The 14046-nt window shown below is 40.5% G+C and carries 9 protein-coding genes; 6 read left to right on the top strand and 3 right to left on the bottom strand.

Going from position 1 to position 14046, the window contains the following annotated elements; all coding sequences use genetic code 11:
- The first annotated feature begins 56 nt into the window (after positions 1 to 56).
- The 5 genes from fhuB to A1QC_RS11950 all read left to right on the top strand — a co-directional run bounded on the left by fhuB (position 57) and on the right by A1QC_RS11950 (position 7676).
- Entirely contained in the window at positions 57 to 2030 is a 1974-nt protein-coding gene (gene fhuB, locus A1QC_RS11970; protein ID WP_017025776.1) for a Fe(3+)-hydroxamate ABC transporter permease FhuB, read from the top strand.
- A gap of 389 nt (positions 2031 to 2419) precedes the next feature.
- Entirely contained in the window at positions 2420 to 3262 is an 843-nt protein-coding gene (locus A1QC_RS11965) for a formate/nitrite transporter family protein (RefSeq protein ID WP_017025775.1), read from the top strand.
- 28 nt (positions 3263 to 3290) lie between these two features.
- Entirely contained in the window at positions 3291 to 4979 is a 1689-nt protein-coding gene (locus A1QC_RS11960) for a bifunctional protein-serine/threonine kinase/phosphatase (protein WP_017025774.1), read from the top strand.
- Positions 4980 to 5147: 168 nt separating this feature from the next.
- Positions 5148 to 6671, top strand: coding sequence for an EAL domain-containing protein (locus A1QC_RS11955; RefSeq protein WP_017025773.1), 1524 nt, complete (start codon positions 5148 to 5150; stop codon positions 6669 to 6671).
- Positions 6672 to 6743: 72 nt separating this feature from the next.
- Positions 6744 to 7676: a LysR family transcriptional regulator gene (locus A1QC_RS11950; protein WP_017025772.1), complete on the top strand. Its 933-nt coding sequence runs from the start codon at positions 6744 to 6746 to the stop codon at positions 7674 to 7676.
- 174 nt (positions 7677 to 7850) lie between these two features.
- On the opposite strand, the gene A1QC_RS11945 is transcribed toward A1QC_RS11950, so the two are convergent.
- The 3 genes from A1QC_RS11945 to A1QC_RS11935 all read right to left on the bottom strand — a co-directional run bounded on the left by A1QC_RS11945 (position 7851) and on the right by A1QC_RS11935 (position 11308).
- Positions 7851 to 8702, bottom strand: coding sequence for a universal stress protein (locus A1QC_RS11945; RefSeq protein WP_017025771.1), 852 nt, complete (start codon positions 8700 to 8702; stop codon positions 7851 to 7853).
- A 10-nt stretch (positions 8703 to 8712) separates the two neighbouring features.
- Positions 8713 to 10200, bottom strand: a complete 1488-nt coding sequence (locus tag A1QC_RS11940; protein ID WP_017025770.1) for a SulP family inorganic anion transporter — start codon at positions 10198 to 10200, stop codon at positions 8713 to 8715.
- Between the two features lie 526 nt (positions 10201 to 10726).
- Positions 10727 to 11308 (bottom strand): DUF938 domain-containing protein, encoded by a 582-nt coding sequence (locus A1QC_RS11935; protein WP_017025769.1) that lies wholly within the window; start codon positions 11306 to 11308, stop codon positions 10727 to 10729.
- A 351-nt stretch (positions 11309 to 11659) separates the two neighbouring features.
- On the opposite strand from A1QC_RS11935, the gene A1QC_RS11930 reads away from it, so the two are divergent.
- Entirely contained in the window at positions 11660 to 13264 is a 1605-nt protein-coding gene (locus A1QC_RS11930) for an ABC-F family ATPase (protein ID WP_084021888.1), read from the top strand.
- Positions 13265 to 14046 lie beyond the last annotated feature (782 nt).

Raw genomic sequence — 14046 nt, 5'->3', positions numbered from 1 at the left:
CGAAAAAGCGTAAATCCTTCCTTCGAGAACCGAGAACCGAAATACGAGAACCGTTTATGCTCCTCCCTCGCCCTATTTTATGCTTCACCATTGCGATTAGCTTTTTGCTTATCGCTTTTACCACGCTGCAATTGGGTGACGGTTTACCGCTATCTCAACAATGGCATTTATTGCAAGGTGTTCAGCCGCAAGAATTTGCTGACTTTAATTTTGTGTATGCACAATTGCCGCGTTTGGTAATGGCAATTATGGTTGGGGCGATGCTTGGCTTAGTGGGTTCGCTGATGCAGCAACTGACGCAAAACTCACTTACTTCACCTTTAACGTTGGGTACATCATCGGGCGCATGGCTTGCGTTAATCATTGCTAATGTTTGGTTTCCAGCCTTAGCTGCCGATCACATGGCGCTGGCGGCTATGGTGGGAGCCATGTTTGCCATGGGATTGGTGATCACCATTGCTGGCCCTAAAAACATCACCGGCTTGCCACTGATTTTATCCGGCATGGTGGTCAATATTTTGTTTGGTGCCATTGCCACGTCAATTATTCTATTAAACGATCAATACGCTAAAAATGTCTTTATTTGGGGGGCAGGCGATCTCGCCCAGAATGGTTGGGACATGGTGCATTGGTTACTCCCTCGGCTCAGCGTCGCCATCGTATTGATCGTTATTGCACCGAAGATTCTCAGCTTAATGCGATTGGGTCATCAAGGCGCTGCCGCTCGTGGCTTAAATGTTATTCCGTACTTCATCGTCTTAATTGGTTTAGGATTATGGGTAGTATCGGCATCAATCACAGCGGTCGGTGTAATCAGCTTTATTGGATTGTTATCACCAAACATTGCGCGAGCCATTGGTGCTCGAACGCCAAAAGCCGAGCTGTATACCAGTATGATCATTGGCAGCATGGCTTTGATGCTGACCGATATTCTCGCCTTACTGCTCAGCCAATTTACCTTAGAGATGATCCCAAGTGGCACCACGGCGGCCGCGATTGGTGCGCCTGCATTAGTGTGGTTTAGTCGCCGGGCATTAAAAGCTCAAGATCAGATTTCCATCAAGCTGCCACCGAGTAAATCACAGCTCTCTACTTGGACCATCCCAATACTCATTAGCGCGATTCTGAGTATGGTATTTATCAGTGCCACCATCGCCATGACCAGCAACGGCTTGCATTGGGCGATCCCAGATGGCTTCAATTGGAATTTACGTTGGCCACGATTTGTGACGGCTTTGGCGGCCGGTGTCGCACTTGCGGCAGCCGGTACCGTGCTGCAACGCTTAATCTACAATCCACTTGCCAGCCCTGATATTTTAGGTATTTCTGCCGGGGCAACCTTTGCCTTAGTCGGTGCGAGCGTCTTTTTTGGAGCCAATATTTTTGCCTCTGGTTCACTGGTAGCTTTTGCTGGCAGCATATTGGTATTAGTGGTGCTTCTACTGTTAGGCCGCAAGAATCAATTTGCCCCATCAAGCATGGTGTTAATTGGTATTGCCATTACTGCATTGATTGAATCGTTAGTTCAGTTTGCGTTGGCAAAAGGCACTCAAGACAGTTACACCATCATTAACTGGATGGCAGGGTCGACTTATCGAGTCACCGGCTCCGGTGCATTAACCCTTGGCATTAGTGTCGCCGTGATCTTTATTGGTTTGGTGTCGGTGTCTCGCTGGCTAACCTTAATTTCTGCTGGTCGACAATTTGCCGCCGCGCGAGGGCTCAATGTTCAAGCCACCAGCGTTATTCTACTTTGTAGCGTGGCACTATTATGCGCCTTGGTCACCACCACCATGGGGCCGGTGGCTTTTGTCGGGTTATTAGCCCCTCACATGGCGGTGATGCTCGGCGCAAAACAAACGCGCGCTCAATTAATTGTCGCCTCTTTAGCCGGTGGCTTATTAATGTTGATGGCCGATTGGATTGGGCAGACGATACTCTTCCCAATGCAAATTGCCGCAGGCACTGTGGTATCTGTGGTGGGTGGCAGTTACTTCTTAGTATTGTTGATTCGTGGGCAGAAAAACTAAATAAAAGTTAGGCATGAAAACGTAACATGTCTACTAAGACGTGCTTTTGTTCTAATCTAGTGCAACAAGAATCATTTCAGAGCACCGTAATCGTGAGTCACGATTCCCTTAGATTACAGATGAACCACAACTCATTGATTAATAATAATTATAATCTTAAATCAGAAATTGGCACCATTGTTGCTTATTGTTAATTAATCAATAAACGCATGCTCTACACAATTTAACCCTAGACAAAGACGTCTACTCATTTGCTAAATAACCTTAGCAAATAGTAGGCGTTTTTTTATGCCTAGGCTGCAACGTTAAAGCGATTATTGACCTTAAAAACACGACGCAATTTAACCCGAATATCTGCATGTATGCAGACGCGAATTAAGGTAGAAAATATGGCTTATTTAATCCCAACTGAATTTGTAACCAAAATGGTGGATTCTGGCGAATCTAAAATTTACATGTCGACTCGAGACACCCTGATCCGCTCTTTTATGGCCGGGGCTATTTTATCATTAGCCGCCGTTTTTGCTGTCAGTGTAGCGATTGCTACAGGTTCTCACTTATTAGGTTCCGTTTTATTTCCTGTCGGTTTTATTATGCTGTACTTAATGGGATTTGATTTATTAACCGGTGTATTTGTATTAACCCCTTTAGCCTGGTTAGCCAGAAGACCGGGCGTCACTTGGTCGCAAATTCTACCGCATTGGGGAAAGGTCTTTTTAGGTAACTTTTTAGGAGCATTAGTCGTCGCCTTTATGATGGCGTTTATTTTTACGTATGGATTTAATACCGATGGTGGAGAAATCGCTTCCAAAGTATCTCATATTGGTGAATCGCGTACGTTAGGCTATGCCGAATATGGTGTGGCGGGTTGGTTCACTATTTTCATTCGCGGCATGTTATGTAACTGGATGGTTTCGTTGGGCGTAGTTGGCGCAATGATTTCAACCCATGTAAGCGGTAAAGTTATCGCGATGTGGATGCCCGTCATGTTGTTTTTTTTCATGGGGTTTGAACACTCTGTCGTCAACATGTTCCTATTCCCATTTGCGCTTATCATGGGCGGCGACTTTTCAGTAATGGACTATATTGTGTGGAATGAAATCCCAACTGCATTAGGTAACCTTGTTGGAGGCTTAGCCTTTACCGGCTTAACGTTATATTCAACCCACTATAAAACCGCGCCAAAGCGTAGTATCAAAACTACAGCATCAACAAAACCCGTTGTGAGCTAACCCACGATGGCTCAATTAACCCATACGATTGGGTCAGTACTCAAGCGCCGGATGCAAAGAAATCAATCAAGATAGCTTCGGCGCTGTTATCCCAGAATCTCCTGACTTAGAACTAAAAGGTGCAGTCATTGCGTTAAGCGATGGCGTAAGCAGCTCTCAAGTCAGCCAAATTGCGAGCGAAACTGCCGTTAAAAGCTTTTTAAGTGATTATTATTACACATCAGGAGCATGGTCGGTGAGTCATGCCGCCAAACAAGTTTTAACCAGTACCAATGCTTGGTTATATGCTCAAAACCAACAAGGACCTTATCAATATGATGTTGAAAAAGGGTATGTTTGTACTTTTTCAGCCTTAATACTTAAAAAGCAACATGCTCATATTGTTCATGTTGGAGATAGTCGTATTTACCATCTACGTGGCGGTAAAGTAACAGTGCTAACCCGAGATCACCGGTTATATGATGAACAAAAAACCAGTTACCTAAGTCGAGCATTAGGCGCTGGAGGCCAAATCAATATTGACCACCATCATTTAGCGCTAGAAGAGAATGACATTTTTATATTAATGACAGATGGTGTCAGTGATTATCTCAATGCCACGCTAATACAGCAATTACTTGATAGCCACAGTGATAACTTAACCCATTGTGCCAATGCATTTGTACAACACGCCTTAGACTCAGGGAGCGATGATAATTTAACCGTTCAAGTTGTCGTTGTAGATTCAGTCGATGATAACGATCAGCATGTACTGTTTGATCAACCCTTACCTATTCCTCCTATACTCGATATCAACCAAGAATTTGATGGTTATAAAATCATCCGAAATATCCACAGCTCTAGTCGAAGTCATGTGTATTTAGCCGTTGATCTCACCACAAAACAACAGATCATCATAAAAACACCGTCTATTGAACTCTCCCATGATGATATTTACTTAGAACGGTTAATGATGGAAGAATGGGTAGCTAAACGAATTCATAATCCCCATGTTATTGAGGTTCCGGCTATCAATAGACCTCGACATTATTGGTACACCATCAGTAAATTCATCCAAGGACAAACGTTAGCCCAGTGGTTATTAGATCACCCACAGCCTAGTTTGTCACAAATCCGAGATATTGTTCAACAAGTAGCAAAAGGATTAATGGCTCTGCATAGGAGTGATATTTTGCATCAAGACTTACGCCCAGAAAATATCATGATCGATGAAACCGGTACGGTAACCATCATTGATCTGGGGGCTGCTCGGGTGGCGGGCATCACCGAATTTGAGGACGATCAAGTACTCGGTACCGCAATGTTTACTGCGCCCGAATATTTCATTGGAGCAGGAGCCAATGAAAATGCCGATCTCTATTCATTGGCAGTGTTAACTTACTATATGTTATCTGGACGCTACCCTTATGGACTCAGTGCCGCCAAAGCCCGAACCTTATCGGCGCAACATAAATTACAATACCAAACCGTGGTTGACCCTAAACGCGATATCCCTTTATGGCTTGATGCGACACTCAAAAAAGCATTGCACCCTAACCCCACCAAACGCTATCAAGTGCTTTCTGAATTTATTTATGATTTGCATCACCCCAATCCAGTATTTCTGAGAAACCTAAATCCCCCATGGATAGAAAAAAATCCTCTCAAGTTTTGGCAAGGGTTATGTCTATTACTAGCCATCTTATTGCTTATATCTTTATTAAAACCATTTAACTAGCAAACTTAGTTAATTAAGAAATACTTAATGAAAACTTAATCTCAACCCTCTTGAAGTGCGCATTAATTAAGGTAGTCTAAAAGTGCGATTATCTATGATGAACAACAAACCAGAAAGGATTATCAAAATATCAAGAATGATTAAACTAACTCATTAAAACTGATACCCATGAATAATAAATTCAAAAAAACCACACAACATAAACAATGGTTCTCAGCAATATTGATCACTATTGCAACGTTCTTAACTGGGACGTTTATCATTATCGCTCAATCGATATATTCATATGATAATTATACTGTTGAACAACTCAGTATGGCCGTTTCTATTATGGAACGAAAATTAGAATCCACCGACGAACTCATTCAAAAATTAATGCCACTCGTTTCTGCACCCTGCAAGACTACCCAACCTAAACTCATGGATATGATCGTCCGATATTCTGGTTTTCAAACACTAAATATTGTTCATGATAATGCCGTTTCTTGCTCTACTCATTCACGAATGGTCAATACCGTAAAAATACACGCCAACACCGAAAATAATAAACTCTATTTGTTTCAATCTAACGTCCTTACACCAGGTGATTCCATTGGCTCAATTCAAGTTTTGGACGGTTCTAATGGTGTTCTCGTTACCTTCAATGGAAAGAGATTTCACTCAATTTTAGAGAATGTAAATGGTAGTGATAACTTCCAAATTGACGCATCGATTATCAAACTCAACAATCAAGATGAAATGTATCACCCACATGATAACAAGACATTAACGGTTTCTTCTCAAAAATACGGCTTCAATATCAATACTCAAATTGGCATGTCTGATTATATTAATGAGATTAAAAACCATTACTTGTTCATTATTTTACTGGTACTAGGGTTATCTCTTCTGATTGGTCGTTATGTATTTTTAAATGTTCGAAACAACTCTAGCTTTTCCATTATGAAAGAAAGTTTGGCCAATAATGAGTTTACACCTTACGCTCAGCCTATTATGGATAGTAATGGAACGTTAGCAGGGCTCGAAATATTAATTAGATGGAATAACAAACATTTAGGAATCATTTATCCTGATACTTTCATTCCTTTAGCTGAAGCAAGTGGCTTAATCATCCCAATGACAACGCAGTTAATGGATAATACCTTTCAAACGCTTGAAACCGTGACACATAAATTGCCTGATGGTTTCCATGTCGGCATCAATATTAGTGCACTTCATCTGGATAAAACTAACCACTTACACTTAATTAACAGCTGTCAGAAATTTAAAAATAGCCTTTTAAGCACCAAAGCTCGTTTGATTTTAGAATTAACGGAAAGAGAGGTCATCGAAGACTACAATGAAACTCAAATTGTTTTCGATACTTTACATGAAATGGGAATTAATATCGCGATTGATGACTTTGGAACCGGACACTCCACATTGTCATACATCAAAAATTTAAGTTTCGATTTTATAAAGATCGACAAAAGCTTTATTGATTTAATTGGTTCAGAAGCTTTATCTGCATCACTGGTAGATAATATTGTTGATTTGGCTAAGCGACTAGATATCGCAATTGTTGCAGAGGGTGTCGAAACCCAAACCCAATTAGACTACCTCAAAACAAATAATGTTGATTACATTCAAGGATATTATTATGGTAAGCCGATACCGTTAACAGAGTTCATTACACACTATTTTGATGTGTAATCGCAATTCAAGCCATATAATAAGCACTACTTATACATAGTGGTTTTATTTGAAAATTTTTAAGGTAATGTTATGGATTTAAATTTATTAAAAGTTTTCATTTTGATCATGCGAACTAGGAGTATTACTCAGACGGCTGTCTTATTGGATGTGAGTACCCCCGCAGCAAGCCAGGCTCTTAGCCGTTTAAGAGATCACTACAACGACCGGTTATTCATTAGGCAAGGTCGCTCTATGCACCCTACTCTTTTTGCAGAAAACTTATATGAAACGATCTACGACGCGTATGAGGTATTAGATCAACATAGCAAGTCGAATCGAACATTTTCACCAGAATTATCTAATCGGGCTTTTCGTATCGCTTGCCATCAAGATGTATCTAGCTTTATTTCTGCACCATTACTCAAATACTTAGCAGAAAAGCCACCTAATACTGCCATTCATTTTGAAGTTGGGCATAAGAATGATGAAGAAAGGCAAACTGCACTAAAATTTAAAAAAGTCGACTTCATTCTGACGACAACAGAGTTAGATAAACACAGTTATGACAATGAGTTACTCTACTCAGATTCGCTTTATGTCGTCTATCGAAAAGACCACCCTCGTTTAAAGGGGCGAGTCGACTATGATGCCTTTTTTAACGAACAACATATTTTATGGCGACCTCAAAGCAGTGTTATTACCACGCTGGACATTTTATCCACGCTACCATTGCCAAAACGTAACAGTGTTATTCAGGTTGATTCTATTTATCATGCATTATTGCTATGCGCTGAAACCGATCTAATATGTGCAGCTCCCTTCGTTATGATAAATAAAATCCTTTCCGCTAATCCTATTTTAAATGTCAGTGTACTTCCTTTTGAAACGAATCAATTACAATTTTATCTTTCTATGCATAGGGCACACAAAAGTGATCAAGGCGCTCAGTGGTTGAAAAATGCCATTATTGATATTAGCCACAACATCAAATTTGGTAGCCAATTCGAACAAGTTCATCGTTAATTATGCCAGCACTAATGCCATTTAAGTAATTTCCTGCCCTTAAATACAAAGCTATAAACAAGCAGCCGTACCCAAAGTAATTGAAGTTGCAGTGAAGCAAATGAACCTCATCACAAAACTGCACCTTCAAGTACAAAGGGTGTATATACTAAAGTTGCTAAATACTCATAAACCTTACCGTAAAATCACTAGTGGAATATGAGTATGTTCGATCATTTTCAACGTGTTACTCCCTAAAAACACTTGAGAAAGCTTCGAGTGTGAAAAAGCCCCCATCACGAGCATCTCAACCTCATTATCTCTTTTATAATCCATGAGAGAGTCGAAGATATTGCCTTCCAACAAGCTCGATTTCACTTCAAAACCACGTTCGATCAACAATGCTTCTGTGCTTTTAAATTTCTCTGTTAAATCTTTTTGCTTATTTTTTACCGAGACCAAATGACAAGTTAAACCATGAAGTAAACCACCTTCAATAATACGCTGTACGGCTTTATCTGCGGTTTCTCGGCCATCGTAAGCCAACATAAAGCTTTTAGGCTCAGAAAAATCTTTATTCGCAATAAGTAAAGGCGTGTGTACTTGGCGGATGATCTGCTCGATATGTGAGCCTAATACTTTAAAATTCTGACTATGAGTTTCGCCTGAACGACCAATCACCACTAAACGAGCATCCGATTCCAGATCACAAATCGCTTCAACAATATCACTGTGTCTTTGAGTATACTCAATTTCTTGGCAACCTTGTTGATGGGCAATTTGTGAGGCATGTTCTAACATCTCTCTTCCCACTTCCAACGCGAGTTTATTTTTTTGTTCATCTAACGAGGCCATCTCATTAAGCAACGACGAACGAGCGCCTAACCCAATAGCGCCGCTTAAATCTTCTGCATTAGTGGTGTTATTTTTTTCAATCGCATGTAGAAATACGATGGATCTATTTAATTTTTTTGCTGCCCAAACTCCTGCATTGCAAACTGCGGTGGCATAAACGGAACCATCTACACATGTAATAATTTTGTTCATCATCTTCTCCTTAGTGGCCAGCCATCAGTTTTTCAACTTCTTTCGGATCGTTATGGACGCCAAATTTATCAACGATGGTTTCCGTTGCTTCGCTCATCCCTATAATGTCAACATCTGTTCCCTCTCGGCGGAATTTAATCACTATTTTATCTAATGACGATACTGACGTAATATCCCAAAAGTGGGCGTTGGTGAGATCAATAATGACCTTATCAACCACCTCTTTAAAATCAAATGACTCAGTAAATTGCTCTGATGAAGCAAAAAACACCTGACCGATAACCTTGTAAGATCGGATGTTATCATTCGAGATATCAGACTTAACCACCATAAAACGGCCAATCTTATTGGCAAAGAACAAGGTGGCAAGTAAAACGCCGGCTAATACACCAAGCGCTAAATTGTGGGTCGCGACCACCACAACCACCGTAACAATCATTACAATGTTAGTGGAAAGAGGATGCTTTTTAAGATCTTTAATTGAGCTCCACGAAAAAGTACCAATCGACACCATAATCATCACAGCCACCAAAGCGGCCATCGGGATTTGTTTTAGCCAATCATCCAGAAAAACCACCATAATGATTAAAAACACACCAGCAGAAAAGGTTGATAATCGACCTCGGCCACCCGATTTTACATTAATGATAGATTGGCCAATCATGGCACACCCAGCCATACCACCCATCAAGCCCGCACCAATATTAGCGATACCTTGACCTTTGCATTCTTGGTTTCGGTTACTTTTCGTATCCGTCAAATCATCGACAATGGTTGCTGTCATCATTGACTCCAACAAGCCCACCACCGCAAGTGCTACCGAGTAAGGTAAAACAATCAATAAAGTTTCAAGATTGAAAGGGACATCTGGCCACAGGAAAATAGGCAAGGTATCTGGTAATTGCCCCATGTCACCCACGGTACGAATATCAATACCACATGTAACGGCGACGACCGTTAACACAACAATACAAACTAAAGGCGATGGAATCGTTTTACCAACAAACGGTAGATAAGGGAAAAGGTAGATAATCCCCAATCCAGCCGCAGTCATTGCATAGACATGCCATGTTACGTTGGTTAGCTCAGGTAATTGTGCCATGAAGATCAAAATCGCTAACGCATTCACAAATCCGGTCACCACAGAGCGAGAAACAAAGCGCATTAAACTGCCCAATTTCAAGTAACCAGCAATAATTTGTAGAACACCGGTTAACAAGGTCGCCACTAATAAGTATTCCAGCCCATGATCTTTCACCAGCGTCACCATCAGCAAAGCCATTGCACCGGTTGCGGCAGATATCATACCCGGGCGTCCACCCACTATCGCGATAATGACCGAGATACAAAATGAAGCGTATAAACCAACCTTTGGATCAACTCCTGCAATAATAGAAAATGCAATAGCTTCAGGAATCAGCGCTAATGCAACCACAATCCCAGCAAGTAGATCGCCGCGTACATTTGAAAACCACTCTAATTTCATTTTTTCTAACATGTAAAACCTTATTCGGTATCAATTATGATCATTCAATTATTTTGACCATAAGAAGCGTTTGAGAAGTAAAACAAATACACAAAATGAAATGAACACCCAATTTTATTGATTCGTCGTTATTTAACAGAAAAATATAGAAAACGAGAGTAATCAAAAAAATTAAGCATCAATGAGATACAACTAGCCAAAACGCAAAACGCTTAGCTCAATCACATCAAAAAGTTAGTATGTATTTGTATTAAAAATATTGATGCAAAAGCACCTACCGTGGGGACGGTATAAAGATGTCACGCGATAGCAATCATAGTGAATGCAGTGACAATTAAAGAAAGGAGTATCTAGGGCGGCGTAACAAGCAAAAAACCATACCTTCTGTTAACAAATCGTAAACGAACTATATAACAGCTTTTTATGTAAGGAAATAAAAACATCCATTACTTTTCAAATTCTACGAATGACTGGGGAAATATTAAGCTCAACCCTAAATTTGATGGCTAAAAATATCACCCCACCATACCTTGGTGACTTAAACCTGCCACACCAACAAGAAATTATTGGCTGGCATGGTGTGCATTTCTATCAACTGCATGCCTTTTGCCCAAGTTTTAAGTTGCTCAATATCACGGATACCTCCGCAACCTTCACTGGTTATCTTGGCATCAAACTCGCGGTTGCTTTCACTGGTAAACGCACCATCAATTTTCATAGGCCCATACTGACAAAACACACCACCTTTGGGTAGGCTATCTGCAACAAGCCCCATCATCTGCTTGGCTTCTTCTGGCTGCATAATGTGCGTGGTATTTGCAGTAAACACAGCATCGGTAGGAAGATCTGGCCATGCATCGCGCCCCATCATTAGCTCAATGGGTTCGTTAAGGTTTGCTAATGCCGACTCTTCTCTCCACGCTTTGATGCTTGGGTGATTGTCTATTATGTCACTGGTCTGCCAAGTCAGGTGCGGCAAATTTTCTGCAAAAAACACCGCATGTTGTCCCGTACCAGAGCCTATTTCTAATACTTGTTTTACATCTTGAAAGTGTATTGCTAAATGTTCAAGGATCGGCTGTTGGTTTCGTTCACAAGACGGCGAAAAACGTTTAGACATAACTAATATTCCCAGAAAATAAACAAAGACATCAGTATACCATTCATCACAGAGTGAATAGATTCTGTGAGTATACCAACCCTACTGATTAGATGAACAGCAATTACGCCTGAAAATTCGATGAGAGCAAGGCATCCATTTTCGATTAGTCATTGCCCTACAATCAAAATTGATAACGCTGCTATCGAAGATTTGAACCCCTAATAATGACCAGATAATTAGTACGGTTGGTATTAACTCTCATGTCTGTTATTTGTGCAATAAATCTGTATAATCCGCCGCCTATTGATTCGCACTTTTATTCAAACGATTGGCTTAATTGAAGCCAGCCTAAAACCTAGGGATACTTCTTTGATTTCCACCGCAAACATCACCATGCAATTTGGCGCCGAGCCTTTATTTGAAAACATTTCAGCTAAGTTTGGTAACGGTAACCGTTACGGCTTAATCGGAGCCAACGGATGTGGTAAATCAACCTTCATGAAGATCCTAAGTGGCGCACTTACGCCGAGCTCTGGCAATGTCTCCATTACTCCAGGATTAAAATTGGGCGTGCTTAGCCAAGATCAGTTTGCTTTTGAGCAACACAATGTTATCGACGTTGTGATCATGGGTGACCGTAAATTGTGGGAAATCAAACAAGAACGTGACCGCATTTATTCTCTGCCAGAAATGAGCGAAGAAGACGGTATGAAAGTCGCGGAACTTGAAAGTGAATTCGCGGAAATGGACGGCTACACAGCAGAAAGCCGCGCCGGTGACATTTTAATTCAAGCCGGCATCGAAGAAGAGTTTCATTTCGACCTCATGCAACGTGTTGCTCCGGGTTGGAAACTGCGTGTGTTATTGGCACAAGCACTATTCGCGAACCCAGATATTTTGCTGCTTGATGAACCCACCAACAACTTGGACATCAATACCATTAACTGGTTAGAGGATGAACTTAATCAACGTAAGTGCACCATGATCATCATCTCGCACGATCGCCACTTCCTCAATTCTGTATGTACTCACATGGCTGATATCGATTACGGTGAACTGCGTATTTATCCGGGCAACTACGAATACTTCCTTGAAGCATCAGGGCTGATCCGTGAGCAGTTACTATCAAGTAATGCGAAGAAAGCCGCTGAAATTAGTGAGCTACAAGACTTCGTTAACCGTTTTGGTGCTAATGCTTCCAAAGCAAAACAAGCCAGTTCTCGTGCCAAGAAAATGGACAAAATCAAACTTGATGAAGTGAAATCCACCAGCCGCATTAGCCCATCCATCAATTTTGGTGAAGGTAAAAAACTGCATCGCTTAGCGCTTGAACTGCAAGATGTCGGCCATGCATTTGATGATGAATTACTGTTCGAAAAAGGGAATTTATTACTTGAAGCCGGTACGCGTTTAGCCGTCATTGGTGAAAATGGCGTGGGTAAAACCACCCTACTTCGTTGCTTAGTGAAAGAATTACAGCAAAACCACGGTGTTGTGAAATGGTCGGAAAACGCTTCTATCGGTTACTGCCCACAAGACAGCACCGCCGATTTTGATAATGATTTGTCGATTTTTGATTGGATTTCACAATGGCGTACAGTCAAACATGATGACTTAATGGTACGTGGCATTTTAGGTCGTTTGTTGTTTACCGCCGATGATGCCAACAAGAAAGCCAAAAACTGCTCGGGTGGTGAAAAGAACCGCTTGTTGTTTGGTAAGTTAATGATGCAAGACATCAACGTACTCGTGATGGACGAACCGACCAACCACATGGATATGGAAGCGATTGAAGCGCTAAACAACGCGTTGAAAGTGTACGAAGGCACACTGATTTTTGTCAGTCACGACCGTGAGTTTGTCTCATCGCTTGCGACATCCATCATTGATATCAAAGATAAGAAATTGGTGAACTTCCAAGGTACTTATGATGAATATTTGGATCACCAAAAGAAATTGTTAGCGGTCGCGTAAGTCATACAATTTCAATGATATTTAAAAAGGCAGTAGGAACTTCAAGGTTCTTACTGCCTTTTTCTATTTTAATCGACTACAGCACTGAGATACCATCTTTCAAAAGCAACTTTACTGTTACACTCTATCATTGAAAATACCTCTAACTATAAATAGTAAAATTGCCCAATATAAACATAAATTAAAGAAGTGAAGTTAAGCAAGAAATGAATAGACACCGAAGAGAGCAACCCTAACCATATTTTCACTTCAGACCATACAAGGTATGAGATAGAGAATACAAAAAATGAAAATAAGGATATTACTCCCCAAAAAGGAACAGCTAAGCTATGAAGATAAGACATAAAAACCGCAACCATAATAGCTTTTATATTTCTATTTTCAATAAATAACCCCAAGATGGAAATCAATATAAATATAATTAATGTTTCAATAACAGGTGAGACAAAACTTCCCCCTAAGACATCATAAAATGTAATATTTTCTGTCGGGGATTCATTTGGTAAAGTGTAGAAATAATCAAACGCAAGAGTAATAGATATCGCTACGATGAAACATAATATGAATGATTTAAGAATGTAAAAAACTATTGTTTGATTAGAATTGTATAAAAACATATTTGGTCTAAGCCTAAATGAAAAGGTAGGTAGGCACTCAGGCCTACCTAAAATAATTTATCAACTCCACTAGAACAATTAACGGTCGAAAAATATTGTCAACTTATTAAGACAATAATAATAAATTTGAATAAACCCCATCCCTGATGAAACCTTTATTATGGT

This window comes from Vibrio rumoiensis 1S-45 (genome assembly GCF_000286955.2).
GTDB classification, from domain to species: Bacteria; Pseudomonadota; Gammaproteobacteria; order Enterobacterales; family Vibrionaceae; genus Vibrio; species Vibrio rumoiensis_A.
The sequence above is the reverse complement of the archived record's forward strand: the minus strand, read 5'-3'. Positions and strand labels throughout refer to the sequence as shown.

What these genes read in the sequence shown, in the direction of transcription:
- fhuB (WP_017025776.1), top strand. Translation starts at nt 57, where the DNA reads ATGCTCCTCCCTCGCCCTATTTTATGCTTCACCATTGCGATTAGCTTT.
- A1QC_RS11950 (WP_017025772.1), top strand. Translation starts at nt 6,744, where the DNA reads ATGGATTTAAATTTATTAAAAGTTTTCATTTTGATCATGCGAACTAGG.
- A1QC_RS11965 (WP_017025775.1), top strand. Translation starts at nt 2,420, where the DNA reads ATGGCTTATTTAATCCCAACTGAATTTGTAACCAAAATGGTGGATTCT.
- A1QC_RS11955 (WP_017025773.1), top strand. Translation starts at nt 5,148, where the DNA reads ATGAATAATAAATTCAAAAAAACCACACAACATAAACAATGGTTCTCA.
- A1QC_RS11945 (WP_017025771.1), bottom strand. Translation starts at nt 8,702, where the DNA reads ATGAACAAAATTATTACATGTGTAGATGGTTCCGTTTATGCCACCGCA.
- A1QC_RS11940 (WP_017025770.1), bottom strand. Translation starts at nt 10,200, where the DNA reads ATGTTAGAAAAAATGAAATTAGAGTGGTTTTCAAATGTACGCGGCGAT.
- A1QC_RS11935 (WP_017025769.1), bottom strand. Translation starts at nt 11,308, where the DNA reads ATGTCTAAACGTTTTTCGCCGTCTTGTGAACGAAACCAACAGCCGATC.